Origin of the sequence: Dactylosporangium cerinum, from assembly GCF_042653625.1 — a bacterium.
Taxonomy (GTDB): Bacteria; Actinomycetota; Actinomycetes; order Mycobacteriales; family Micromonosporaceae; genus Dactylosporangium; species Dactylosporangium cerinum.
In genome coordinates this window covers 121,998-147,385 of sequence record NZ_JBHSIU010000011.1, presented here as the reverse complement: position 1 = coordinate 147,385, position 25,388 = coordinate 121,998, and the positions used below count along the sequence as shown (strand labels likewise).

Below are 25,388 nucleotides of genomic sequence, written 5' to 3'. Positions count from 1 at the left end.
GGCCTCGGCCGGATGCGCGATCGTGCGGTGGTGGACGCCCGGCTGTCGTGGAGGCTCCTCCTGGTGCCGAGGCTGTTCCTCGCCGCCGGCGTCATCATCTGGGCGCTGCTGAACGTGCTCATGGCGCGGCGGCCGCCCCAGCCGCCCCGCCGGCCGCCGTCAGCCGGGGACCCGGTCGGGGACGCCCTCGCCGGAGCCCGGCCCGTGCCCCGGCACGCCGGCGATCCGCTCGACGTGACCGACCTGCGCTGGATCGTCACCGTCGACGGCCTCGAGGTCGAGGACGAGGACGGGTTCAACACGGTCGTCGGTCTCGACGACGCGGTGTGGGCGTACGCCGACGTGGCCGCCGACGGGCTCGAGGACGCCCTGACCGACCAGCCCGGCATCGACGCGGTGGAGCACACCGACCGTGAGGTCGTGCTGGTCCGCAGCTCGCTGGCACTGCCGGACGTCCACGCGGCCGCCGTCCGGGCCCTGCTCGACATCAACCGGGATCCGCGGCCGCTGCCCCGGCGCCGGCCGTTGCAGCCGGCCGTGGTGCTTGCGGTGGCCGACGACGTGGCGACCGTCATGAGCGGGCACGGCTTCACCGGCCGGCTCCCCGGCCCCGCCTTCTACCGGTTGCTGCCCGATGAGCACCTGGTCCAGATCGTGGCGCTCCGCGAAGGCTTCGGCCACCACAACGACGACGGCACGATCACCGACGCCCTGGTCAGGCTCGCCGTCGACGTCCTCGAGCTCGATGCTGCCGACGTCACCGCCGGCCGGCGGGTCCTGTCCACGTCGTGCGACTGGGCGCCGGTGACCGTCAGCGGCATCGAACACGCCCTCGTGACCAGGGCCGTGCCGTGGTGCGCGGCCACCGCGTCTCGGGCCGCGATCGTCGACCGGTGGGTGCGCGGCCTGCCGTGGCACGTGCCGGACCAGACCCGCCCTGAGGCCGCCGACATCGCGGCGCGGTGGGGCTTCCACAAGCACGCCCGGGACCTCGGGCCCGTTGCATGAGGGGCTACGGACTCAGCCGGCGCCGGGCCGGTCGAAGACGCTGTCGAGGAAGTCCGCGCCGGCCTCGGTGAGGGTGCCGACCTCGACGGACGCGCCGGTGAAGACGTGCCCCGCGCCCTCCACGGCGAGCACGTCGCAGCGCACCCCCTGGGCCCGCAGCGCCTCGGCGAAGCCGACCGCCTCCGCGAACGGGACGGTGTCGTCGTCGGTGCCGTGGATCAGGAAGAACGGCGGTGCGTCCGGGTGCACGTTGTGCAGCGGGCTGGCCAGCCGCGCGAACGCCCTGCGCTCCCCGATCGGGCCGCCGAGCAGGAGCGCCGGGAAGGCGAGCGGATCCTCCTGGTCGCGCAGGTTGGAGAGGTCGACCGGGCCGTACCAGGTGATGGCGGCCTGGATCGCGGCGTCGCCGGTGCCGGTGAGCGCCGCGATGGCCGAGATCTGACCGCCGGCCGACTCGCCCAGCACGGCGAAGCGGTCCGGGTCGAGCCGCAGCGCCGCGGCGTGGTGCCGCAGCCAGCGGACGGCCGCGTCGACGTCAGCCTGCTGCGCGGGCCAGACGGCCTCCAGCGCCAGCCGGTAGTCGACGTCGGCGACGGCATACCCCCGGGCCACCATGCGCTCGTGGAACTGCTGGTCGACCGTCCACACGCGACTCCCCATCAGCCACCCGCCGCCGTGGATCCAGAGCACCACCGGGAACGGGCCGTCCCCCGGCGGCACGTGCAGGTCGAGCTGGAGCGGGCGGTACCCGAGCGGGGCCGAGACGATACAGCCGGCGTGGGTGAGCGTCTTGCGCGGCTCGGGCACAGGATGAAACTCGGTCATGGAATCAGCTTCCTGGTCGGATCGGCGTCAGAGGTGAGCGCTGATGCGCCGCGCGAGCTCGGCCTGCGCCGCGTCGTCGACGGCCAGGACGCCGTGCTCGGCCATCACGGCGTGGAACTGCTGCTGTCCATACGGTACCCCGGGCGGCAGCGGCACCACATGCCAGTGCAGGTGGGTGTTGCCCTGCTGACTGCCCAGGCTCATCGAGTACATCCGCTCGGTCGGCAGCGTCGCGGCCACCGCCCGGGCCACCTTGTGCACGACACCCTGGAAGCGCCGGAACTCGTCCTCCTCCAGCTGCTCGACCCAGCTCTCGACGTGGGCCCTGGGCACGACCAGCGTGTACCCCAGCTGCGTGGGATACCGGGCCAGGAACGCGACGGTGTCCTCGTCCTCGTACACCCTGTGGTGCCGGTAGTCCGGATGCCCGCTCAGGAACGCGCAGACGAAGCACGGCCCGTCCTGCACCAGGCGATGGTACTGATCGACGTCGAAAACGGTCTTCGCCGGCTGCTCCCCGTCCATCCAGCGCACGATAGCAGCGGCCACCGGGGGCGCCGCGGCTCAGATCAGGAACGAGCGGCGGGTCTCCGCGCCCACGTTGATGGTGCCGAGCAGGGTGCCGGCCTGGTCGTAGACGTTGGTGGTCCGGTTGCTGCGCATCACCTCGCGGATGCCCGGTGGCAACGCCGGCGGGTCGTCCTCGGTCAGGCGCATCCGGGTCGCGGTGGCGATCAGGCGGGAGACGAGCCGGGCCGCGTCGGCGGTGACCGGGACCCGGCCGAACTCCCAGCCGGCCACGGTCAGATCCAGCAGCTCCAGGGTGTGCAGCAACAGCAGGTTCGGGTCGGTCAGCACCATGGCCCGCTTGACGTCGGCCTCGACGGCGGTCAGGGCCGCCTCCAGGTGGACGTGGGGGTGGAACCCCGAGGGCAGCTCCGCGAGCCGGTACCGCAGGCCGGGCCCGAGCTGCCGGTACAGCGCGCGGTAGTTGTGCCGGTCCACACCGCGGCCGAGGGCGGACGCCTGGGCCTGGATGTCGGCGTGCGCGCGGTCGGCGGTCTCGTGCACGATCCGGTTCGCGACGGCCAGGCCGTCGTCGTCGGTGAGCACCTGGACCAGCGCACCGACCTGCTCCTGGAACGGGACCGGGACCTGCCCGCCGTAGCGGTGCCGGATGTCGGCGATCAGTGCCTCCTGCCGCGCCGGGTCGAGCAGCAGCGCACGGTCGGCCCGCCTGCGCCGGAACCATCGCATGCCCGCTCCTCACCTCGCCGCCGACCGACCATGCTACTGCGGCCGCCTGTGGTGTCAGCCGGCGACGAGGATCCGGTACCCGGCGTCGTAGTCCGGTCGTTCGAGCAGGTCCCGGTGGCGGTCGTGCCAGCGGCGCGACCTGAGGTCCGCGGCGAGCTGCGCCAGTCCCGGCCGCAGCACCTCCTCGCCCAGCTGGGCCAGCATCGAGATGCTCGACCGGACCACCGGGTCGAGGTACGCCTCGGGCCGGCGCCAGTACGCCGCGCCGAACCCGTCGGTGCAGTCGTGGGGCACCGGCACCGGCCGGACCCGGGCCCCGCCGAGCAGCTCGGTGAGCCGGTCCACCGGCACGGCCCGGGCCTCGTCGAACGCGGTGACCTCCGGCAGGTACTCATTGACCAGCCAGAACGTGCGGATGACGCGCGGATCCCAGGTGAGGACGACGACCCGCCGGCGGGCGACCCGGCGCAGCTCGGCGATCCCGGCCTCGACGTCGGTCCAGTGGTGCACGGTGAGCACGGCCATGACCGCGTCGGCCGCGCCGTCGGCGAGCGGGAGCGCCTCCGCGCACGCCTGCACGACCAGTGCCGCGCCGGCCGGACGTTGTCCGATCATGACCGAGCTGGGTTCGACGGCCACGACGGTCTGCGGAGGTTCGTAGGCGCCGGCCCCGGCACCGACGTTGATCACCGACCGGGCGTCGCCGAGCGCGGCGGTGAGGTGTGCCGCGATCCGCCGGTCCGGTCGACGGGTGGACGTGTACGTCGTGCCAATGGCGTCGTAGATGACCACGGTCTCAGTGTCCCAGGCGGGGCGTCGCCGGCGGTCGCGACGACCTAGGATTCTCGCGATGGGGGCTGACACGTCATTGCTCGACCGATGGCTGCCGGTGCGGCGCTTCGCGGTGCCGCGGTGGATGATCGAGCAGGCCACGGCGCTGCGGGCGGCCGGGGACTGGCGGGGCGCGTGCGCGGTCGCGAACATCGAGGTGGACGTCGATCTGGCCGCCATCGGCCGGGACCACGGCACCGGCATCGCCGAGGCGGTCGAGGACGACCTGCGGCACCTCGCGCCGGACCTGCTGCGCTGGCACCTGGACCGGGACCCGTCGCTGTGGCTCAGCCTGCGCCGGGAGCCGACCCTGCTCAGCGTCCACCCCGGCGGGCACCTGCTGGTCGTGCCGCGCTACCGGGGCACCCCCGGGCTACGGCTGGTGCTGCGGTTCGCCGGGCCGGCCGACCCGCGCCGGGGACTGCACACCAACCGGGAACAGTGGGACGTCCGGTGCACCGGCGATCTCCTGGCCCGGCAGCAGCCGTCCCCGGACACGGCCGAGATCCTCGCGCTGCAGGACGCCGGGCAATGGCGCGAGGCGTGGCGCCTCGCCGGGTTCGACATCGACGCGCTCACCGACCCGCCGCCGATGCTGGAGGAACGGCTCCGCACCACCCGCTTCGATCTCACCACGCTCGCCGCGGCGGCCCGCGAGTTCGGGCGGCCGGAAGCGATGATCGACCTCGAGGGCGAGCACCTGTGGATCGACGGCTTCCGGCACCGGATCCACCTCGGCTACGACGATCGGCGCGACATCCCGCCGGTGCTGCCGATGGCCCGGGTGGAACGGTCGATCGACGCCGACCTCGTCCGGCTCGGCCTGCTGTCCCTCGACGAGCTGCACCCGCTGGTGGCCGCGGCGATGGTCCCGGGGCACAAGGGCGCCGCGGGTCCTGCGCCCAGGGTCGACATGTCGCCGTTCACCGTGCCCTGCGGCAGCGAACGGCACCGCATCGGACCCGACGGCATCCCGCACCCGCCGGAGGAGATCCGGCGGGAGCAGAGCCTGCTCGCGCTCGGCGGGCCCACTCCCACCGGCTGTTTCGCCGCGCATCTCGGCTGGCGCAACCCGGTGTTGCCCCTGCCGAAGGTGCTCCGCCGACGCCGTTCGGTGCTGGTGGAGCAGGCCCGCAGCGGCGACGGCCCGGCGCTGACCGCCTGGCTCGACGCCGGCCTCGACCCGCACCTGCGCACCATCGAGGGATGGACCCTGCTGCACCTGATCGCCTGGCTGCCCGACCCGGCGGCGCTGGTGACGCGCCTGGTCGCCGCCGGGCTCGACCTGGAGGCCCAGTTCCGGGGCGGACCCACGCCCCTTCGCCACGCGATCGTCCAGGGCGGCTCGGTCGCCGCGATCCGGGCCCTGGCCGCCGCCGGCGCGGTCACGACCGGCTGGGCGGAAGCCGCCGAGCGCGCCAACCGGCTCGCGGAGCTGCAGTTCCTCGCCACGCCGTGCTAGCGGCCCTGCGGATACGCGACTTCAGGCTGCTGTGGGCGGGCCGGTTCGTCAGCCTGCTCGGCACCTGGCTGCTCACCGTCGCGGTCCCGGCACACGTCCTGCAGCTCACCGGCTCGCTCATGGCGACCGGCCTCACCCTCGCCGCCGAATACCTGCCGGCGCTGCTGCTCGGCCCGCTCGCCGGGGTGCTCACCGACCGCTGGGACCGCCGCCGGGTCATGCTCACCACCGACGTGTTCCGGGCCGTCGTGGTCGCCGCGATGCTGCTCGTCGACTCCCCCGGCACCGTGTGGATCCTCTACGCCGCACTCGCGGCCGAGAGCGCGGGATCGATCCTGTTCCGTCCGGCCGCGCAGGCGTACACCCCGGTGGTCGTCGGCACGGGCACCCTGCTCAGCAGCGCCAACGCGCTCACCGCCGGCACCGACGGCACGGTGCGGCTCATCGGCGCCCCGCTCGGCGCGGTGCTGCTGCTCGCGTTCGGGTTCCCGGTGCTGATCTGGGTCGACGTCGCCAGCTACCTCGTGTCGGCGCTCGCCATCTTCCTCACCACCCGCCGGCCCATGCCGACCCGGACCGCCGCCGCGGACCTGCGCGCCGACCTGCGGCATGGCCTGCGAACCATCGCCGGCCACCGGATGACGGTGTGGCTGCTGGTCATCGGCGTCGTGTTCACCCTGGCCAACGGCGCGCTCAGCGCCCTGCTCATCCCGCTGGGCGTCACCGAGCTCGGCGGGCCGCGCCAGACGGGGCTGGTCGTGTCCGCGCTCGGGGTCGGGTTCCTGCTCGGCGCGCCGCCCATCCGGGTGCTGGTCGACAAGGTCCAACCGCGGCGGCTGTACGCGGCCACCCTGCTCGGCACGGCGGTCGGCTTCCTGCTGCTGTTCACCGCGCACACCCTGACCGTGGCCCTGCCGGCGGCCGTGGCCATCGGCATGTTCGGCTCGATGACCTGGGCGGTGCCGCAGACGACCCTGCAACGCACGCTGCCCAACGACGTCCTCGGCCGGGTCAGCGCCGTCTTCCTCAGCGGCGAGGCGCTCGGCACCCTGCTCGGCGCCGTCACCGGGCCGACCGTTGCCCAGGCCGCCGGGCTGGTCACCCTGGCGGTCGCCGCCTGCGCGCTGACGGCCGCGTGCGCGCTGCTGGCCGCGGCGCTGCTGCCGACCGTCGAGCTGCCGGCAGCAATTACCCATTGAACAGCTTCCATCGATCTTTGGTGTCTGCCTACAGTCGTGCCCTGTACCTCGACGACGGAGGGGAGAACACATCGTGGTGTCTCGCTCGGTTCGAAGACTCCTGGGCGCGGCGACGGTCGCGATCCTGGTGGGATCGATCGGGTTGGTGGATCCGGCCTACGCCGGCTCCACCGGTTCGGGCATCAGCACACCGAAGCAACTGACCAAGGCCGTGACGCTGCCCGGTGTCCTGCGGCACCTGCTGGCGCTGCAGCTGATCGGGGACCTCAACGGCGGCAACCGGGCGTCCGGCACCGCCGGGCACCGGCGCAGCGCCGACTACGTCGCAACCCTGCTCCAGCACGCCGGGTACCAGGTCACCCGGCAACCGTTCCAGTTCAACTTCTGCGACGAGACGAGCTCGTCGTTCGCGCAGACCGCGCCGGCGCCGGCGACCTACGTCGAAGGCACCGACTACGACCTGATGACCTGTTCGGGCTCCGGGGACGTCACCGCGGCGGTCGTGCCGGTCGACCTCAACCTGGTCGCGCCGCGGGTCGCGGTCACGTCCGGGTGCGAGGCGGCCGACTTCACCGCCGCCGTGGTCGGCCAGATCGCGCTCATGCAGCGGGGCGGCTGCCCGTTCGGGACCAAGGTGGCCAACGCCGAAGCGGCGGGCGCCGCGGGTGCGATCGTCATGAACCAGGGCAACGGCGACCCGGTCACCGCGCCCGACCGGTACTCGCTGCTGCTCGGCACCCTCGGCGCACCGGTCGGCATCCCGGCCGTCGGGGTGTCCTACGGCAGCGGTGAGGCGTTCGCCGCCACGCCCGGCCTGACCGTTCACCTGGCGGCGTCGACGACCGCCGAGGTCCGCGACACCGAGAACGTCATCGCGGAGACGAAGACCGGGCGGGCCGACAACGTCGTGATGGCGGGGTCGCACCTGGACTCCGTGCCCGAAGGCAACGGCATCAACGACAACGGCAGCGGCAGCGCCGCCCTGCTCGAGATCGCGCTGCAGATGGCCCGCACCAAGCCGGCCAACAAGGTCCGCTTCGCCTGGTGGGGCGCCGAGGAGGCCAGCCTCGTCGGCTCCACGTTCTACGTCAACAACCTCACCCCGGCACAGCGGGCCGAGATCAGGCTGTACCTCAACTTCGACATGGTCGCGTCGCCGAACTACATGTTCGGTGTCTACGACGGCGACGACTCCGCGGCGGAGGGCTCCGGCCCCGGCCCGGCCGGCTCCGCGCAGATCGAGGGCCTGTTCGAGGCGTTCTTCGCCTCCCGCGGGCAGTCCACGAACGCCGCCGACTTCAGCGGCCGGTCCGACTACGGCCCGTTCATCGCGGCCGGCGTCGGCATCCCGGCCGGTGGCCTGTTCACCGGCGCCGAGGGGATCAAGACCGCGGCCGACGTCGCCAAGTACGGCGGCGTCGCGGGCGCGGCGTACGACCCGTGCTACCACGACCCGTGCGACGACCTGTTCCGCGTCGTCCAGAAGGGCGGCGACGCGGCGCTCTACGCCCAGCTGCGCAGCCAGTACACCCTGTTCGGCAACATCAACACGTTCGCCCTGGACACGAACGCCGACGCGATCGCGACCGCCGTGATCACGTACGCGTTCGACACGTCCACGATTCCGCCGCGCACCACCACCGCCACCGCCGCCGGGTCGGCCGTGACGGCCGGCCGCCCGCTGCAATGACACCGCGCCGGGCACCGGCCTTCACCGGTGCCCGGCGCCAGCGCGGCGGGATGGTGTGGCAGGAACGCCTCTGTGGCGGCGGTCAGCTGAGTGGCGGGAGGCGGTGGCGCAGCGGGGTGCCCGGGCCGGCGCCGACGAGTCGGCCGGCGTGTGCGGCGAGGGTGCGGCTGCCGGCTGCGTCGCACACGTCGGTGAACGGGTGCGGCGCGGCGACGGGTGGGCGGCTGACGATCCGGTCGGCGGCGGTGATGCCGTAGAGGCGGCCGCCGAGCGTGGTCAGGGCGAGGGCGCCGCCCGCGGTGCCGATCGGCCGCCACGCGCCGGTCCGCAGTTCCAGCGCCGGGAGGTACCAGAGCGTGTCGTCGGAAGTGGCGGCGAACAGGCCGGCGTCGCACAGGGCGAGGCTGTGCGCGCCCGGCGGGGCGGCGGTCACGTCGGTCCACGGCACCGCATCGAAGGCGGGGTCGCGGTAGCACAGCCGGCCTGTGGTGGTGAGCGCCCACAGGCCCTGCAGCATCGCGCCGGCGGCCTCCCGCGGCGAAGCGATGCACAGCAGGGCCGGGGCTTCGCCGACGCGGCGCCACGGCAGGTTCTGCGGGCACGCCTCGCGGGCGCGCAGGCCACCGTCGGCGGCAACCGCGTAGAACGCGCCGTCGCAGCTGGTGAGGGCGTGCAGCTCGGCCGGCGGGCCGATCACCGTCCAGCCGTCGCGGGCGCCGCCCGAGGTGAAGCGGTCCAGGACGTTGCGGGTGATGCGGTCCACGACGGGGTCGCTGAGGCCCTTGCCCCAGTTGACGGTCGCCGCGGTGAACACCGTGCCGGCGCCCAGGTCGAAGACGCCCATCGTGGCGGCGCCGCCCTGGCCGTAGCGGCGCCAGTGGCGCAGGTCGGCGGTGGCGAGCACGACGAACGAGGGCGGGGTGCCGTCGCGGCCGGTGGCGCGTGGCACGCCGTCGACATCGACGATGTCGGCGGCGTCGGTCTCGTAGCCGAGGGTGCCCTGGCCGAACTTGTCGCCGTCGCTGACGCCGGTGCCGTCGAAGACCCAGTGCGAGGCGAACCGGGCGGTGAACGTCTCCTGCCCGATGACGGCCATCCCGTCGCCCCAGGCGCCGGCGCCGCGGCGGAAGCTGACCCCGGTCATCGCGTTCTCGGGCCGGTTGACCGGGGCGCTGGACCACTCGACGGTCACCCGGCCGGGGTCCACTGTGGACATCGGGTCGGTGGTGGCGTCGCGGTGGCAGACCATCGTGCGGCCACCGTCCTCGAGGCGCATCTGCCACCAGGCGGTGTTGGCGCCGAGGACGGCGAGGTTGCCGCCACGGCGGACGAAGGCCTCGACGGCGTCGCGCTGCTCCCAGGTCCAGTACTCGTCGTGGGCGCACACGATGAGCGCACGGCGCCCGTCCAGGACCGCCGGGTCGAGGTGCAGGTCCAGGTTGGAGCAGAACTCGACCGGGTAGCCGGCGGCGCGCAACCACCGCAGCAGCGGCTCCTCCCAGCGTTCCGGCGGTGGGCCGCCGCCCGGCCGGTCGAAGGTGACGGCGGTCGCCCGGGTCGGCTCCTCCGCGTAGTAGAGGCCCTCCGATGGTTCGCCGGCCCGGTTGTACGCCTGCCACGTCGCGAACGGCACCGACACCAGGATCGGCGCGACCGGCATCGCGGACCGCACCACGAACCACGCCTCGTCGTCGCCCGCGCTGTCGATGCGCGGCACCGCACCGGCTGCGGCGAAGGTCGCCCGGTACAGCGACGACGGCCACGAAACGGGCACGTCCAGGGTCCAGGCCGGGGACGACACCGGGGACCGGTGCATGACGAGGCCGGAGATCGCGTCGGTGACGACGACCGTGGCCGCGCCGGTGGCGACGAACGACAGCGGTGTGCCGGCCACGCAGGAGGTGGCCGTCGCATAGGCCCGGGGCGTCACAGCAGCCCGGTCAGTTCGGTCATCGACACGTCGGAGGCTGCGGCGCGGATCAGCAGTTCCTCGATCGCCCGCAGCTGGCCCTCGATCGCGGCCGGCGGCAGGTACGCGGTGTCGGCGGTCAGCGTCACCACGAGCGCGTCGGCGTCAGAGGTGATGTGCAGGCAGTAGCGGCAGGCGACCCGTTCCTGCGTGGCAGGGAAGTCGAACCGGGATTCGCGGTGCGGGGTCGCGGCCTGGACGGGCCGGCCTTCGACGAGTCGCATGTCATTGAAGCAGGTATACGGATGCACCTCCGTCCCGCGGGCGGCGGCGGCATCGGCGAGCATCGCGTCCCAGCCCGCCGGGTCGTAGGCGGCGGCGCGGTAGCCGCGCAGTGCGGCCTGCCAGCCCGGGCGCAGCAGCGCGCCGAAGGTGGGCCGGTCGACGTCGAGGACGAACAGGCCGTCCTGCGACAGGGTGCTGACGAGGTCGCGGTGCCCGGTGGTGAACCGGTTGCCGACGATCGGCATGACGGCCGTGGTCGGGTGCCCGCCGGCGGCTGCGGCGAGGGCCCCGGCGGCGGTGAGCAGCACGGTGGAACCGCTGACGCCGTGCTGGGCGGCGAGCGCGTCGACGGCGCCGGTGAGCTTGGTGGAGACGAGCCGTCCGGTCCAATAGCGAGGCTCGCGCGGCACGGCGACCGGCGTGGCCCACATGGTCGCCGGGATCCGGGCGAACTGTTCGGCCCAGTACGACAGGGCGGCGGCGCCGCGCCGGTGTCCTTCCGGGGAGTCCTGCTCCGCGGCCACGTCGAGCGGGGTGGTCTCCGGGTCGCGCAGGCCGCGGGTGCCGCGCCGCACGAGCAGCCGCAGGTCCCGGGCGAGCACCTCGGCACCGTGCCCGTCGGTGGCGAGGTGGCACAGCACCAGCACCAGGTGGCTGACCTCGCCGTCGCGGGTGACGAGCGCGGCTCGCACCGGCCACTCGGCGCGGTAGTCGAACGCGGTCCCGGCGAGGAGGTCCCGGACGCGCCCCGCCTCGGCGGCCGGGTCGGCGCCGCCGTCGACGATGTGCACGTCGAGGGAACCGTCGAGCGCGAGCACCTGCAGAGGATCAGCACCGAGCCGGGTGCGCAGCGCCTCATGACGGGCCACCAGCGCCGCGAGCGCGCCGAGCGCGGTCGGGACCGGCACGGTCCGCTCGCCGAGGTCGACGATCCGGTCCAGGTTGAAGTAGTGGTCATTGGGGACCGTACGGCCGATCGCGTGCCAGATGGCCCGCTGCCCCCACGTCAGCGGGCCGGTGCCGGACCGCGAACCGGTGAACGGCACCCGGACCGGGGTCAGCAGCTCAGTCATCGCGGACCGCCCGTTCCTGCACGGTGCGCACCAGGTCGTCGAAGTCGTCGAAGCCGGGCGCGTCCAGGTCGAGCTGGACGCCGAGCTCGTCGTCGAGGGCGTCGATGAGCCGCAGCACCGCCAGGGAGCCGACGCCGAGGGCGGCGAGGGAGCCGCCGCCGGCCAGGATCTCTTCGGTGGTGACCTCGCCGTCGGTGGCGGTGCTGACCATCGTCGCGACCCGGTCCCGGAGGCCGTTCATCGGGCGGCCAGCCGCTGCCGCAGGCTCAGCGGGCGGATGTCGGTCCACACCTCGTCGATGTGCGCGACGCACTCGTCCCGCGTGCCGGTGAACCCGGTGCGCCGCCAGCCGGCGGGTGGCTCCTCGGCGGCGTTCCACAGCGAGTGCTGCTCCTCGTCGTTGACGACGACGGCGAACGTGTCATTCATCGGGCCTCCCGCAGGTCGGCGATCGCGGCGACGACGCCGTCGATCGTTGGGGTGTCGAAGAAGACGTCGAGCGGCACGTCGACGCCGAGGCGTTTGCGGATGCGGACCGCGATCTGGGTGATGGTCAGCGAGTGGCCGCCGAGGTCGAACAGGTCCTCGTCGGTGCCGATGTCATCGATGCGCAGCACCTCCTGCCAGATGGCGGTGACCGTGTTCGTCGTCTGGTCGCCGGTACCGGCAACCGACGCGTCGGCGTCCGCGGTCGGGGCAGCGGGGCGGGCGGGCGTGTCCGTGGCCCGTTTCGTGGGGCCGGATGCCTGGACGTCCGTGGGGGCCGGTAGGGCGGCCCGGTCGAGCTTGCCGTTCGGGGTGAGCGGGAACCGCTCGAGGACGACGACCTCGGCCGGCACCATGTAGCCGGGCAGGACCTGGGCCACGTGCGCCCGCAGCTCACCGGCGTCGACCGGCGCGGCGGGCACCACGTAGGCGACGAGGCGGGCCCGCGGGCCGTGCGGGTCGGCGAGGGTCACCGCGGCCTGCGCCACCGTCGGGTGGGTGGCGAGCCGGGCCTCGATCTCCCCAGGTTCGATCCGGTGGCCGCGCAGCTTCACCTGGTTGTCGACCCGGCCGAGGAACTCCAGGCCGTCCGGCCCGCGCCGCACCCGGTCGCCGGTGCCGTAGATGCGGGCACCCGGGGCGCCGAACGGGTCCGGCCGGAACCGGTCCGCGGTCAGCCCGGACCGCCCCCGGTAGCCGTGGGCGACACCGAGCCCGCCGATCCACAGCTCCCCCGCGATGCCGTCGGGCACCGGCCGCAACGCGTCGTCGAGGACGTGCAGGGTGGTGTTCGCGACCGGCCCGCCGATGGTGACCTGGGCACCGGCCTCGATGTCGGCGAGCGCCGACCAGACCGTGGTCTCCGTCGGCCCGTACGCGTTGACGAGCCGCCGCACCAGGGGCCGCAGCGCGGCGGCGAGGTCGGCCGGCAACGCCTCACCACCGGTGACGGCCACCAGCGAAGCACCCGTGAGGCCGGCCTCCATTAGCAGCCGCCAACCGGACGGGGTCGCCTGCACGTGGGTGACGCCGTGCCGGTCGATGAGCCGCAGCTGACCGGCGGCGTCGCGGTGGCCGTCCGGCGGCACGAGGACGACCGCGGCGCCGACGGTGAGCGGCAGCAGCAGCTCGACGGTGGAGATGTCGAACGACAGCGAGGTCAGCCCGAGCCACGTGTCGCCGGCCCCGGCGCCGAGGTGATCGCGCATCGAGTCGAGTAGGTTGGTCAGTGCGCCGTGCGGGACGGCGACGCCCTTCGGCCGACCGGTCGATCCGGACGTGTAGATGACGTATGCCACGTCATCGGGGGACGGCGCCTCGTCCGGTGTGGCGTCGCCGCCTGCGTCGAGGGACACGTCCTGCGGGCCGAGGACGAGCGCGGCGCCGGCGTCGTCGCGGATGAACGCGATCCGCTCGGCCGGATACGACGGGTCCAGCGGCAGGTAGGCGGCGCCGGTCTCCAGCACACCGAGCGCCGCCACGAGCAGCTCGGCGGTCCGTGGCAGGGCGATCCCGACCAGCGAACCCGGCCCGATCCCCTGGGTCCGGAGCCGGGCGGCGAGGCCGGCCGCCGCGGCGCCGAGCTGTCCGTAGCTGACCTCCCGCTCCCCACAACGAACCGCGACCGCGTCGGGCCGCGCGGCGACCTGCGCCAGGAACCGGTCCACGACGGTGTCCCGGGGTCCCGGGCCCACGACAGCGCCGGTGCCGAACCCGTCCACGACGGTGCCCCGGGGCCCCGGGCCCACGCCGGTGTCCCTAGGTCCCGCGCCAGCGCCGGTGTCCCTGGGTCCCGCGCCCACGCCAGCGCCAGTGCCCGGCAGCACCAGATCCCCGATCGCCGTGTCCGGCGCCGCAACCGCCGCGGCGAGGAGCGCCTGGAACTGCGCGCAGACCTGTTCGGCCGCGAACGAGCCCGCGACGAGCTGGAGGCTGCCCTCCACGACCGACGGGCCCTCGACCAGCTGCAGGTTGGCGGTGCCGCGCACGGCCCCGCTGAACACCAGCCAGTCCACGGCGCTGTCCACCCCGGCGAACCCGGGTGCGTCGGCGCGCCGCCGGTAGCTGACGGTCAACGGCGCGAGCGACGCCCGTGGGGTGAGCCGGACGGCGTGACTGAGCGGGACGGCGCGGTGGGCGTACATCTCGCGCAGCTGGACCCGCAGCGCCTGGGCAAACGCGGCGAACGGCTGCGACGGCGCCGGGGCGGCGCTGACGGGCAGCTCGTTGACGTGCAGCCCGATCCGGGGCGCGGCCCGGTCCCCGGTGGACAGTTCGAGGGCGGTGGTGACGGTGTCGTTGCCGTACCGGCGCAGCAGCGCGTGCCAGGCGGCGAAGAGGAACTCGAAGTGGGTGACGCCGACCGCGGCGGCCGCCTCGGCGAGGGCGGCCGTGACGATGGTGAACGGCACCGCGACCGCGGCGGTCCCGGGCGGCAGGTGCCGCAGGCCGGGCAGCTGCGGCGCGGCCGGCTCCCGCCACCGCTCGGTCCAGTAGGCTGCTGCCGCCGGCACATCCCAGTAGGCTGCTGCCGCCGGCACATCGGCTACCGCCGGCTCATCGACCGGCAGCGGAACCGGGGTCGTGTCCACTGGGAACAGAACCGACGTCGTGTCTCCGCCCTGCTTCCCTGACACTAGCACATCCGAAAAAGTAATCTTTCGGTGCGTGTGGTCTGCCGGCTGGGTGGGGGCCGCATCGGCTGTGGACAGGATGGTGCCGTTGTACGCGGCGGCGAGGTCGGCCACGAGGACCTGCTTGGAGGTGCCGTCGAAGACCAGGTGGTGCGCGACGACGCACAGCAGGTGCTCGGCGGGCCCGGTGTGCAGCAGCGTGAACCTGGCGAGCGGGCCGCGGCCCAGGTCGAACGGTGCCGCGACCAGCGCGGCGACCTCGTCCGGGTGGCCCGGCCGGACGGCGAGGGTGACCGGATCGGACGCGGGCACCAGGGCCGGCAGGTCGTCGTCGACCGCGGCGGCGAGGACGGGGTGCCGGGCCACGACGGCGGTGACCGCGTCCCGGAGCCGGTCGACGTCGAGGGCGCCGGTGAACCGGACCGTCACCGCCAGGTGGTAGCCGGACCCGGCCGGCCGGGTCCGCTCGGTGATCCACACCCCGTGCTGGGCGGGGGTGAGGTGGTCCGCGACCCCGTGCTGGGCCGGGGTGAGGTCGCCCGCGACCCCGTGCTGGGCGGGGGTGAGGTGGTCCGCGGTGGTCTGGGTCGTCACGGGGTCGCCCTGTCGTGGTCGAGGAGCTGGCGCAGCTCACGCTTGAGGATCTTGCCGTTGTCGTTGCGGGGCAGCCGGTCCAGGAACAGCATCCGGCCGGGGAGTTCGTGCCCGGCGAGCCGTTCGAGCAGGAACGTGCGCAGCTGCGGCGCGGTGAGGGGACCGTCGGTGACGACGGCGGCGGCGATGGCGGCGCCGAGGACCGGGTGCGGCACCCCGAACGCGGCGGCCTCGCGGACCAGCGGGTGCTCGTGCAGGGCGTGCTCGACCTGCAGGGTCGACACCTTGTGCGCGCCGGACTTGACCACGTCGCTGTCGCGGTCGACGAGGTAGAGGTAGCCGTCGGCGTCGAGGCGGCCGACGTCGCCCATCCGGACCCACCGGCCGTGGAACACCTCGGCGGACGCGGCGCCGTCGCGGTAGTACGACCGGGCCGCCGTCGGGGACCGCAGCCACACGTCGCCGACCTCACCGACCGGGAGCGGCTGCCGGTCCGGGCCCGCGATCATGAGGTCGGCGGCGACGGTCGGGCGGCCCAGCGCGGCCGGTCGTTCGGGGTCGAACACCATGGCCGTCTGCGCCGGGGCGGCCTCCGTCGACGTGTAGTAGTTGACGATCGTCGCGGCCGGGAACGCGGCGGCGAGCTGCACCGCGACCGCCGGCGGCAGCGCGGCGGCGGTGGAGCCGACGAGCTGCACGCCGGACAGGTCGTGGGTGGTGTGGACGCCCGCGTGCAGCAGTTCGATCGCCATGGCCGGGACAAGGAAGACGGTGCCGACGGCGTGCCGGGCGATGAGTTTCGCGAACCGGCCGGGGGTGAACGTGCCGGCGGTGAGCGCGGCGGCGCGGGCGTTGAGCGCGTTGACGAGCATCGTCTGCCCGGCGTTGCTGCCGACCGGAAACGCGTGCAGGAAGTGCGCGGAGTGCGCCAGCGGCCGGCGGCGCGGGTCGAGGGTGCAGCCGTGGGCAAGGTTGGCGTGGGTGGCGCCGACGCCTTTGGGGACGCCGGTCGTGCCGGACGTGTAGAGGATCTGCGCGAGGTCCCGGGGTGACGGCGGCTCCGGCAGGTCACCACCGGAGGCCTCGATCTCGGCCAGGGTCGCGGACCGGAAACCGTCGAGGCCCGCACGGCCCAGCACCACCGTCGCGCCGCTGTGGGTGAGCACGTGCCGGACCTCGGCAGGGGCGAGCCGGTCCGACACCGGCACCGCGACCAGCCCGGCCCGCAGCACCCCGGCGAACGCGACGGCGTAGTCGTTCCAGCCCGCGGCGCCGTAGTGCAGCGCGACCCGGTCACCGGCGGCCAGGCCCAGGCCGCGCAGCCCCGCCGCGACCGCCACCGCCCGGGCCTGCCAGGCGCCGAAGGTGACCTGCTCGTCGCCGGCGACGAGCGCGACCCGGTCCGGCTCCGTCAAGGCCCGGTGCGCCAGAAGCTCCGGCAGCGTCGCCGGCACGGCCGGCGCCCGGACCGAACGGGCGATGGTGGTCATCGGACCAGCTCCGATGACCGGTCGCCGTCCGACGCGACGGGCGACCGGTTGCCGTCCGACGGGACGGGCGACCGGTTGCCGTCCGACGGGACGGGCGACCGGTTGTCGTCCGACGGAACGCGGCGGCGCAGCTCCTGGATGCCGACGAGGTCGTCGGGCAGCGCGTCGGGCACGTCCCGGTCGAAGCGGCGCAGCACCGGGATCCGCAGCCCGACCGCGACCAGCGCCATCATGGCGAGGCCGAACAGGACGTACATGAACGCGATCCCGCGTCCCGGCCCGGTGCCGATGACCGCGCCGACGGTCCCGGCGAGCGGGCCGCCGCGGGCGAGGAGCGGTTCGAAGAGCTTCGTGCCGAGCGGCGCGACGATGCCGTGCCCGATCGGCAGCGTCGACCAGGCGACCATGGTGTTCAGGGCGAAGACCCGGCCGTGGTACCGCTGCGGCACCTTCACCTGCACGATCGTGGTGTAGACGCCGTTGACCAGCGACAGGGCCGCGGACAGGCCGAACGCGCACGCCCCGACGACCCAGACGCCGGGGTGGGTGCCGCCGAGGACCGCGGCGACGCCGAGCAGCACGGCGAGGCCCAGCATGCCGCGCAGCCGCTGTCGGCGCGGGCCGCCCCAGAAGCCCATCGCGATGCCGCCGACGATGACCCCGGCCCCGCCGCACATGGCGACCCGCGCGGCCGCGTCGAGGTCGGCGAACGACAGCACGAGCGGGGTCATGAGCAGGAACAGCGGCGCGAGGAACACGTTGAGGCCGGCGAACCACAGCAGCATGGCCCGGAACCCGCGGTGGTGCCACGAGTAGGCGAAGCCGTGCCGGATCTCGGCGAGCAGGGTCTCGCGGCGCCGCCACGGCAGGGTCCGCGGGAACTTGACGACGGCGAGCACGGTGATCGCGACGGTGTAGCTGAGCACGTCGAGGATCAGGATCCCACGCAGGCCGATGCCGGCCATGAGCCCGACCGCGATGAGCGGCACCACGAACGCGCTGACCCCGCCGGCGAGCTGGACGATGCCGTTGGCGTGGCCGAGGTACTGCTTGGGCACCAGCTGTGGCACCGCGGAGGCGTACGCGAGGCGCTGGAAGGTCAACGCGATCGACAGCGCGGCGAGCAGCGGGTAGATGTGCCACGGCACGAGCGAGCCGCTGACGAGCAGAGCGAGCAGCGTGGCCTGGGTGGCGCCGGCGGCGACGTCACCGGCGAGCATCACCTTGCGCCGGTCGAACCGGTCGACGATCGCGCCGGCGACGGGCCCGGCGAGGATGCCGGGGAGCATGCCGATGACGGCGTAGAGGGCGTACCTGGCAACGGATCCGGTCTCCAGGTAGATCCAGATCGGCAGGGCGAACTCGGTGAGCGCGGAGCCGGTGATGGACACGAGCTGGCTGAGCGCCACGATGAGGAAGCGCGCCATGCCGGGCTGCGCGACCGGTTTCGCCTCGGCCGCGTCCGCCGGGGCGGGTGCGGCGGCGCCGGTGCCGTGCAGCCACCACGACGTCTCCCCCGCCTTCGACGGCAGCACGTCCTCGGGTGCGGGGCCGCCGGCGGCGAGGGTCGGGTGGGCCCGGCTGACGATCTGCGCGAGTTCCTTCGCCCGGTACTTGAGGAAGAAGTGCCCGGCCTCGTCCAGCAGCACCAGCGCGACCCGGTCGGAGACCAGCAGCCACTCCCGGTAGCGCTCCTGGTAGAAGTCGGCGGCGGGATCGCGGGTACCCATGACCGAGACGATCGGGGCGCGCAGCCGCGAGTCGCCGCCGTCGAGGGTGGCGGTGAAGTACTCCTCGGCGGCCACGGAGTCGCAGCGCATGTTGCCGATGATGAACTGTTTCTGGGTCTCGTCGAGGTCGGCGACGTCGGCGCCCATCGACGTGAGCCAGTTCTCGTAGACGCGGTTGCCGAGCAGCGGTTCGAGGGCCGCGAACCGGCTCAGGGCGGACAGGACCCGGCTGCGGGGGCGGGCGAACGGGAACTGGGCGCCGATGTAGACCGCTTCGAGGTCCCGGCCGGCGTGCTCGAGGCGGCGGGCGACGGCGACGATGAGGGCGCTGCCGACGCCGCAGTGCCCGTACAGGGCGACGGGCCCGGTGACACGTTCCTGGATCTCGGCGGCGACCCGGTCGGCGAGCTCCTCGAAGGGCAGCCGCTGCTCGGTGAGCCCGACGTCGTGGCCCGGGATCGCGACCGACCACAGGGCGTGCCCGGCCGGGAGCGCGTCGGCCAGGGGCTGGTAGACCACGGCGCTGCCACCGCCGTACGGGACGCAGACCAGCGACAACTCCGGCGCCTTCGAAGGCGCGGCGGTGAGCCGGTGCAGGAGCCGGCGCGGCCCGCGGTCCTCCTCGGAGGCGGACGCGAACGCGGCCAGCTCGCGGATCGTCTTGAGGGTGAACACGTCCATGACGCTGACCGGCTGCCCGACGCCGTCGAGCTGCTTGCGGGCGCGGGCCACGACCTGGGTCGCCAGCAGCGAGTGCCCGCCGAGGTCGAAGAAGTCGTCGTCGATGCCGACGGACGGCAGGCCGAGCACGTCGGCCCAGATCGCGGCGAAGATCAGCTCGGCCGGGGTGGTCGGCGGGGCCGCGTCGGCGCCGGCGGCCGCGGCGACCGGGGCCGGCAGGGCCCGCCGGTCGAGCTTGCCGCTGGGGCCGAGCGGGAGCCGTGCCAGGCCGACGAACGCGGTCGGCACCATGTAGTCCGGAAGGACCTTCTTCAGCGCCGACTTCAGTGCCGCCGGGTCGGGTTCCAAAAGGCCGACCAGGTAGGCGACGAGACGCTTGTCGCCGGGCCGGTCCTCGCGGACGGTGACCGCGGCCTCGGTGACGCCGGGCTGGGCGCGCAGCGCCGCCTCGATCTCGCCGAGCTCGATCCGCAGGCCGCGCAGCTTCACCTGGTGGTCGATGCGGCCGAGGAACTCGATCGTGCCGTCGGTGCGCCAGCGGGTGAGGTCGCCGGTGCGGTACAGCCGCCCGCCGGGCGGGCCGAACGGGTCGGGGACGAACCGGGTCGCGGTGAGCCCGGGCCGGTCGTGGTAGCCCAGGGCCAGCCCGACGCCACCGATGTGCAGCTCGCCGGGCACGCCCGGGGGCACCGGCTGGCCGGCGGGGTCCAGCACGTAGAGGCGGATGTTCTGGATGGGCGCCCCGATGGGAACCATGTCCACCGCGGCCCCGCACTCCCAGGCGGACACGTCGACGGCGGCCTCGGTCGGGCCGTACAGGTTCCACAGCGGCGTCGCGGGCAGCGCGGCGGCGAACGCGCGGACGGCGTCCGGCGGCAGCTCCTCACCGCTGCAGACGACCCGGCGCAGGCTGGTGCACGCGGCGACACCGTCCTCGGCGAGGAACATGGCGAGCATCGACGGCACGAAGTGCGTGGTGGTGACGCCCTCACGCACGATCAGGTCCCGCAGGTACGCGGCGTCCTTGTGCCCGCCGGGCTTGGCCAGGACCAGCCGTGCGCCGGTGATGAGCGGCCAGAAGAACTCCCACACCGACACGTCGAAGCTCGCCGGGGTCTTCTGCAGGACCACGTCGGTGCCGTCGAGGCGATACGTGCGCTGCATCCAGTCCAACCGGTTGACGATGCCCCGGTGTGTGTTGGGCACGCCCTTCGGCTTTCCCGTCGAACCGGACGTGTAGATCATGTAGGCGACGTCGCCGGCCTGCGGCGCGTCGGGGACGGGCGGCAGCTTGCGGGCGAAGGCCGACGGGTCGTCGAGGAAGATGACCGTGGCGGTGGTGTCCGGCACCGGCAGCCGCGACTGGGTCAGCAGGACCGGCGCGGCGGCGTCGGCGAGCATGAACGCGAGCCGGTCCGCGGGGTAGTCCGGGTCGAGGGGCACGTAGGCGGCACCGGACTTGAGCACGCCGAGGAGCCCGACGACGAGGTCGGTGGAGCGTTCGGCGCTGACGGCGACGAGCCCACCGGGGCCGGCGCCCTCGGCACGCAGCCGGCGCGCGACCCGGTCGGCGGCGGCGTCGAGCTCGCGGTAGGTGAGCCGCCGGTCCTGGAACTGCACGGCGACGGCGTCCGGGGTCCGGGCGGCCTGCTCGGCGATGAGCCCGGGCAGGGTCGCGGAGTCCGGGAAGTCGGCGGCGGTGTCGTTCCAGCCGTGCAGCACCTGCTCGCGCTCGGCCGGCTCGAGGAGGTCCACTGTGGACACGGGCGCGTCGGGGTGCGCGACGACGAAGCGCAGGAGCTGGTCCAGGTGCCGGCCGAGGCGGGCGATGGTGGCCTCGTCGAACAGGTCGACGTTGTAGTTGAACGCGCCGCGCAGCCCGCTCGGGTACTCCATGACGAACAGTTCGAGGTCGAAGCGGGTGCCGGTGGCCCGCAGGCCGAACGGCGTGACGTCGAGCGGGCCGGTGGGTGGCCCGGCGGCGGCGTAGTTCTGCACCGCGAGGACGGCCTGGAACACCGGCGAGCGGCTCACGTCGCGGGGCACGTTGAGCTCGGACACCAGCTGCGCGAACGGCAGTTCCTGGTGCGCGTACGCGGCCAGACAGGTCTCGCGGGTGCGCTCGACGAGCTCGGCGAACGTCGGGTCGCCGTCGAGCCGGGCCCGCATGGCGAGGACGTTGACGAACATCCCGATGAGCCGCTCCAGCTCCGGCTCGGGCCGCCCGGCGATGGGTGAGCCGACGGCGAAGTCCCGCTGGCCGCTGTGCCGGGACAGCACGACCTGGAACGCGGCGAGGAGCACCATGTAGACGGTGGCGCCGTGCGCCCTGCCCAGGGCGGTGAGCCCGTCCAGGAGGTCCCGGTCGATGTCGAAGCCGTAGCCGGCGCCGTCGAACGTCTGCTGCCGGGGGCGGGGCCGGTCGGTGGGCAGGGCGAGGGGCTCGACGCCGGCGAGTTCGGTGCGCCAGTGGTCGACCTCGCGGGCCATCGCCGCCCCGGTGAGCCGTTCGCGCTGCCAGGCGGCGAAGTCGCCGTACTGCACCGGCAGCGGCGGGATCGGCGACGGGACCCCGGCGGCGTGGGCGTCGTAGCCGGCCAGGACCTCGCCGACGAGGACCTCGCTGGACCAGCCGTCGCTGATGCTGTGGTGGGTGACGAGCAGCAGCACGTGGTCGTCCGCGGCCAGGCGGACCAGCAGCGCGTGCAGCAGCGGGCCGTGCACCAGGTCGAAGAGCCGCCCGACGGCCTCGTCCACGATCCTCGCGGCGGCCTCGTCGTCCAGGGCGTCGACGACGGTGAGGGTGACGGGGCCCGGTTCGGCGAGGTCGAGGACGGGCTTGCCGTCGTCGGTGACCGGGTAGCGGGTGCGCAGCGACTCGTGCCGGGCCACGACGTCGTCCAGGGACCGGCTCAGCGCGGCCTGGTCGAGGGCGCCGCGCAGCCGGCGGGCGACCGGGATGTGGTAGGCGGCGGTCCCGGGCGCGAACTGCTCCATGAACCAGAGTCGTTCCTGCGCGAACGACAGCGGCGGGGTGGTGCCGGGCGGCCGGACCGGGATGGTGGCCTTGGCCGCCGCCGGCCGGTTGCGGAGCCGGGCGGTGAGCAGCGCCCGCTTCGTGGCGGACAGGTCGTCGACGGTCATGAGTTCCCCGTGAGCATGTGCTGCGCTGTCTCCTCGTCCATCGCCTCGATCTCGGCGATGAGCAGTGCCTCGACGGCCGCGGCGAACCCGGCGACCGTGCGGTGGGTGAACAGGGTGCGGATCGGCACCGTCAGGTCGACGGCGGCGCGGATGCGGGCCACCATGCGGGTGGCGAGCAGCGAGTGGCCGCCGAGGTCGAAGAAGTCGTCGAGCGCGCCGACCTTCTCCACCCCGAGGACCTCGGCCCAGACCCCGGCGACCAGGTCCTCGGCGTCGGTGCGGGGCGCGACGAACCCCGTCGCCGAGCGGACCTCGGGGTCGGGCAGGGCGGCCTTGTCGAGCTTGCCGTTGACGGTGAGCGGCAGCGCGTCGAGGGCCACGATCGCGTTCGGGACGAGATGCGCCGGGAGGGTCTCGGCCAGCGTCTGCCGCACCGCCAGTGGCTCGACGGATGCCGGCGTCACATAGCCGATGAGGGCGTCGCTGCGGGCGACGACGGCGGCCTGGCCGACGCCGGGCAGGGCCAGGAGGGCGGCGGTGATCTCGCCGGGTTCGATGCGGTACCCGCGGACCTTGACCTGCTCGTCGAGCCGGCCGAGGAACTCGAGCTGGCCGTCGGGGCGCCACTTCACCCGGTCGCCGGTCCGGTACCGCCGGGCGCCGGGCGGGCCGTCGGGGTCGGGTTCGAACGCCTCCGCGGTGCGGCCGGGCCGGCCGAGGTAGCCGTGGGCCACGCCGGCACCGCCGATGCGCAGCTCACCCGGGACCCCGGGCGGCACCGGGCGGCCGTGCCGGTCGGTGACGGCGACCGTGGTGTTCCACAACGGGCGCCCGATCGGCGGGCGCTCGGCGCCGGTGAGGTCGGTGCCGGTGAGGTCGGCAACCGTGCCGGTGAGGTCGGCGACGGTGGCGATGATGGTCGTCTCGGTCGGGCCGTAGGAGTTGACCAGGCGGACCCGGTCGCCGAAGACCGCGGTCCACTGCGCGACGGCGGCCGCCTCGACCTGGTCGGCGCCGAGGATGACCAGGCGCAGCCCGGCCGGCCAGCGCACGCCGCCGAGGTCGTCGACCAGCCGGTGCCAGTAGGGCGTCGGCAGGTCCAGGACGGTGACGGCGGCGCCGGCCGGGGTCGCCAGGAAGTCGGGCAGGTCGGCGTCGGCAAAGACGACCGTGCCACCCGCGGTCAGCGCCGGCCACAGCTCCTCGGCGTGGGTGTCGAAGCTCAGCGCCGCGAACTGCGCGACGGTGTCGGCGGCGGTGATGCCGTAGCCGTCGCGCATCCAGTCGGCCCGGGCGGCGAGGGCCCGGTGCGGCACCAGGACGCCCTTCGGGGTGCCGGTGGATCCGGAGGTGTAGATGACGTACGCGGTGTCCTCGGGGTCCGGCCGCACCGGGGTGCCGGCGCCGCTCGCCGTGACCGGGACCGTCCGGACGCCGGCGAAGGCCTGGTCGGCGCCGACGACGACGGTCGCGCCGCTGTCAGCGACCATGAACGCCAGCCGGGCGGGCGGGTACGCGGGATCGAGGGGTAGGTAGGCGGCACCGGCGCGCCAGGCGGCGAGCATGGCGACGACCGCCTGCGGGCCGCGGGGCAGGCACACGCCGACGATCCGCGGGACGTCCTCCAGCAGCGCCCCGGCCAGCCGGCCCGACGCCTCCCACAGCTCCGCGTAGGTCATGTCGTCGAGGGCCGGCCGGTCCGGGTGCGCGGCCACCCGCGCCGCCAGGCCGTCCAGCACGGAGCCGGTCGGCTGGGCTGCGGTCGTACCCACGACATCCAGGAACGCCAGGTCAGCGTCGGTGAGCACGGGCAGGTCGCGGACCCGGGTGTCGGGGGCGGCGAGCGCGGCGCGCAGGAGCACCTCGAACCGTTCGGCGAGGGCGGCGATCGTCCCGGGGCGGAACAGGTCGCGCCGGTAGCCGAACACGGCGACCAGGTCGTCGCCGGAGCGCCAGACGTCGAGCATCACGTCGACCTTCGTCTGGGCGTGACCGCCGTCGATCTCGACCGCGGTCAGCGGCCCGAACGGCCGGGGCACGCCGTGCCGGTCGCCGTCCTGGCTGTGCACGGTGAGCAGAGTCTGGAACAGCGGGTTGCGGGTCAGGTCCCGCTCGACCCGCAGCTCGTCGATGAGCCGCTCGAACGGCAGGTCCTGATGCGTGAACGCGGCGAGGGCGGTGCGGCGGGTGGCCCGCAGCAGCTCCCGGAACGTGCCGGCGCCGCCGAGGTCGGCGCGCATGACGAGGGTGTTGGAGAAGTAGCCGACGAGCGGCTCGAGGTCGGGGTCGTTGCGCCCGGCGACCGGCACGCCGACGCTGATGTCGTCCTGGCCGCTATGCCGTTGCAGCAGCACCTGGTAGCCGGCGAGCAGCACCATGAACGGGCTGACCCGCTGCTCGCGGGCGACGGCGTCCAGCGCTCCGGCGAGCGGGATCCGGCGGGTGTGGAACGCGCCGTCCGAGGTCTTCTCCGCCGGCCGCCGCAGGTCCGGCTGCAACTCGAGCGGGGCGGCGCCGGTGAGCTGCCCGCGCCAGAAGGTGGTGTCCTGCTCGGCGCCGGCGTCGCGCTGGGCCTGCGCGAACGCGGCGTAGGTGGTCGGCAGCGGCGGCTCGTCGAACGTGCCGGCGTAGCGGCCCGCCAGCTCGTCGCGCAGCACATTGAGCGACCAGCCGTCGGCGACGATGTGGTGCACGACGAGGCTCAGGACGTGCTCGCCCGGCTGGTCCGTGACCCGGATGAGGGTGGCGCGCAGCAGCGGGCCCTCGGCCAGGTCGAACGGGGCGTTGCTGCGCCCGGCGAGCAGCGCGTCGAGGCCTGCGGCGGCGCAGCTGATCTCGTCCAGCGCCGGGGCCGGGCCGGCGGTCGCGTGCGGGCGGCCGTCGACGGCGGGGAACCTGGTGCGCAGGGTCTCGTGCCGGTCGACCAGGCCCTGCAACGCCGCCCGCAGCCGCGCCGGGTCCAGTTCGCCGGTCAGGCGCAGGACCAGCGGGATGTTGTAGGAGGCATCTCCGGGGTCGAGCTGGTCCAGGAACCAGAGCCGTTCCTGGCCGAAAGACAGAGCTCCCGACACGAGTCCCCCTCTCGTCGGCG

16 protein-coding genes are annotated in these 25,388 nt (G+C 74.2%); 4 read left to right on the top strand and 12 right to left on the bottom strand.

Going from position 1 to position 25,388, the window contains the following annotated elements:
* Positions 1-12: 12 nt before the first annotated feature.
* A complete protein-coding gene (locus ACFPIJ_RS09520) occupies positions 13-1,008 on the top strand; it encodes a hypothetical protein (RefSeq protein ID WP_380114323.1) in 996 nt (331 codons plus the stop codon).
* Between the two features lie 12 nt (positions 1,009-1,020).
* On the opposite strand, the gene ACFPIJ_RS09515 is transcribed toward ACFPIJ_RS09520, so the two are convergent.
* From ACFPIJ_RS09515 to ACFPIJ_RS09500, 4 genes are read right to left on the bottom strand one after another with little or no spacing between them, the layout of a single operon-like run.
* Complete coding sequence (locus ACFPIJ_RS09515) at positions 1,021-1,833, bottom strand: alpha/beta hydrolase fold domain-containing protein (RefSeq protein ID WP_380114322.1); 813 nt, start codon at positions 1,831-1,833, stop codon at positions 1,021-1,023.
* Positions 1,834-1,860: 27 nt separating this feature from the next.
* Complete coding sequence (locus ACFPIJ_RS09510; RefSeq protein ID WP_380114321.1) at positions 1,861-2,358, bottom strand: HIT family protein; 498 nt, start codon at positions 2,356-2,358, stop codon at positions 1,861-1,863.
* 39 nt (positions 2,359-2,397) lie between these two features.
* A complete protein-coding gene (locus tag ACFPIJ_RS09505) occupies positions 2,398-3,090 on the bottom strand; it encodes a hypothetical protein (RefSeq protein WP_380114320.1) in 693 nt (230 codons plus the stop codon).
* Positions 3,091-3,144: 54 nt separating this feature from the next.
* The gene (locus ACFPIJ_RS09500; protein ID WP_380114319.1) at positions 3,145-3,882 is read right to left on the bottom strand and encodes a class I SAM-dependent methyltransferase; all 738 of its coding nucleotides are present in this window, start codon (positions 3,880-3,882) and stop codon (positions 3,145-3,147) included.
* A 58-nt stretch (positions 3,883-3,940) separates the two neighbouring features.
* Between ACFPIJ_RS09500 and ACFPIJ_RS09495 the strand changes: the two genes are divergently transcribed.
* The 3 genes from ACFPIJ_RS09495 to ACFPIJ_RS09485 all read left to right on the top strand — a co-directional run bounded on the left by ACFPIJ_RS09495 (position 3,941) and on the right by ACFPIJ_RS09485 (position 8,272).
* Positions 3,941-5,383, top strand: coding sequence for a hypothetical protein (locus ACFPIJ_RS09495; protein ID WP_380114318.1), 1,443 nt, complete (start codon positions 3,941-3,943; stop codon positions 5,381-5,383).
* A complete protein-coding gene (locus ACFPIJ_RS09490) occupies positions 5,377-6,582 on the top strand; it encodes an MFS transporter (RefSeq protein WP_380114317.1) in 1,206 nt (401 codons plus the stop codon). Before ACFPIJ_RS09495 ends, ACFPIJ_RS09490 begins: the two co-directional genes overlap by 7 nt.
* Before the next feature lie 73 nt (positions 6,583-6,655).
* On the top strand, positions 6,656-8,272 hold the full coding sequence (locus ACFPIJ_RS09485; protein WP_380114316.1) for a M28 family metallopeptidase: 1,617 nt from the start codon (positions 6,656-6,658) through the stop codon (positions 8,270-8,272).
* 82 nt (positions 8,273-8,354) lie between these two features.
* On the opposite strand, the gene ACFPIJ_RS09480 is transcribed toward ACFPIJ_RS09485, so the two are convergent.
* Genes ACFPIJ_RS09480 through ACFPIJ_RS09445 form a run of 8 tightly spaced genes read right to left on the bottom strand, consistent with a single transcriptional unit; the run spans position 8,355 to position 25,368 of the window.
* The gene (locus ACFPIJ_RS09480; protein ID WP_380114315.1) at positions 8,355-10,202 is read right to left on the bottom strand and encodes a N,N-dimethylformamidase beta subunit family domain-containing protein; all 1,848 of its coding nucleotides are present in this window, start codon (positions 10,200-10,202) and stop codon (positions 8,355-8,357) included.
* A complete protein-coding gene (locus tag ACFPIJ_RS09475) occupies positions 10,199-11,539 on the bottom strand; it encodes a condensation domain-containing protein (RefSeq protein WP_380114314.1) in 1,341 nt (446 codons plus the stop codon). The genes ACFPIJ_RS09480 and ACFPIJ_RS09475 overlap by 4 nt, the downstream gene beginning before the upstream one ends.
* On the bottom strand, positions 11,532-11,780 hold the full coding sequence (locus tag ACFPIJ_RS09470; protein WP_380114313.1) for a phosphopantetheine-binding protein: 249 nt from the start codon (positions 11,778-11,780) through the stop codon (positions 11,532-11,534). Before ACFPIJ_RS09470 ends, ACFPIJ_RS09475 begins: the two co-directional genes overlap by 8 nt.
* Complete coding sequence (locus ACFPIJ_RS09465) at positions 11,777-11,968, bottom strand: MbtH family protein (protein WP_380114312.1); 192 nt, start codon at positions 11,966-11,968, stop codon at positions 11,777-11,779. Before ACFPIJ_RS09465 ends, ACFPIJ_RS09470 begins: the two co-directional genes overlap by 4 nt.
* Positions 11,965-15,252: a non-ribosomal peptide synthetase gene (locus ACFPIJ_RS09460; RefSeq protein WP_380114311.1), complete on the bottom strand. Its 3,288-nt coding sequence runs from the start codon at positions 15,250-15,252 to the stop codon at positions 11,965-11,967. The genes ACFPIJ_RS09465 and ACFPIJ_RS09460 overlap by 4 nt, the downstream gene beginning before the upstream one ends.
* Positions 15,249-16,742 carry a class I adenylate-forming enzyme family protein gene (locus ACFPIJ_RS09455; protein ID WP_380114310.1) on the bottom strand — a complete coding sequence of 498 codons (1,494 nt, stop codon included), beginning with the start codon at positions 16,740-16,742 and terminating at the stop codon, positions 15,249-15,251. Before ACFPIJ_RS09455 ends, ACFPIJ_RS09460 begins: the two co-directional genes overlap by 4 nt.
* A complete protein-coding gene (locus ACFPIJ_RS09450) occupies positions 16,739-22,297 on the bottom strand; it encodes a non-ribosomal peptide synthetase/MFS transporter (protein ID WP_380114309.1) in 5,559 nt (1,852 codons plus the stop codon). The genes ACFPIJ_RS09455 and ACFPIJ_RS09450 overlap by 4 nt, the downstream gene beginning before the upstream one ends.
* Positions 22,294-25,368: an amino acid adenylation domain-containing protein gene (locus ACFPIJ_RS09445; RefSeq protein ID WP_380114308.1), complete on the bottom strand. Its 3,075-nt coding sequence runs from the start codon at positions 25,366-25,368 to the stop codon at positions 22,294-22,296. The genes ACFPIJ_RS09450 and ACFPIJ_RS09445 overlap by 4 nt, the downstream gene beginning before the upstream one ends.
* Positions 25,369-25,388 lie beyond the last annotated feature (20 nt).

Excerpts from the sequence above, each read along its gene's own strand:
- ACFPIJ_RS09505 (WP_380114320.1), bottom strand. The coding sequence starts at position 3,090 with ATGCGATGGTTCCGGCGCAGGCGGGCCGACCGTGCGCTGCTGCTCGAC.
- ACFPIJ_RS09450 (WP_380114309.1), bottom strand. The coding sequence starts at position 22,297 with ATGACCGTCGACGACCTGTCCGCCACGAAGCGGGCGCTGCTCACCGCC.
- ACFPIJ_RS09465 (WP_380114312.1), bottom strand. The coding sequence starts at position 11,968 with ATGAATGACACGTTCGCCGTCGTCGTCAACGACGAGGAGCAGCACTCG.
- ACFPIJ_RS09510 (WP_380114321.1), bottom strand. The coding sequence starts at position 2,358 with ATGGACGGGGAGCAGCCGGCGAAGACCGTTTTCGACGTCGATCAGTAC.
- ACFPIJ_RS09475 (WP_380114314.1), bottom strand. The coding sequence starts at position 11,539 with ATGACTGAGCTGCTGACCCCGGTCCGGGTGCCGTTCACCGGTTCGCGG.
- ACFPIJ_RS09520 (WP_380114323.1), top strand. The coding sequence starts at position 13 with ATGCGCGATCGTGCGGTGGTGGACGCCCGGCTGTCGTGGAGGCTCCTC.
- ACFPIJ_RS09495 (WP_380114318.1), top strand. The coding sequence starts at position 3,941 with ATGGGGGCTGACACGTCATTGCTCGACCGATGGCTGCCGGTGCGGCGC.
- ACFPIJ_RS09455 (WP_380114310.1), bottom strand. The coding sequence starts at position 16,742 with ATGACCACCATCGCCCGTTCGGTCCGGGCGCCGGCCGTGCCGGCGACG.
- ACFPIJ_RS09470 (WP_380114313.1), bottom strand. The coding sequence starts at position 11,780 with ATGAACGGCCTCCGGGACCGGGTCGCGACGATGGTCAGCACCGCCACC.
- ACFPIJ_RS09515 (WP_380114322.1), bottom strand. The coding sequence starts at position 1,833 with ATGACCGAGTTTCATCCTGTGCCCGAGCCGCGCAAGACGCTCACCCAC.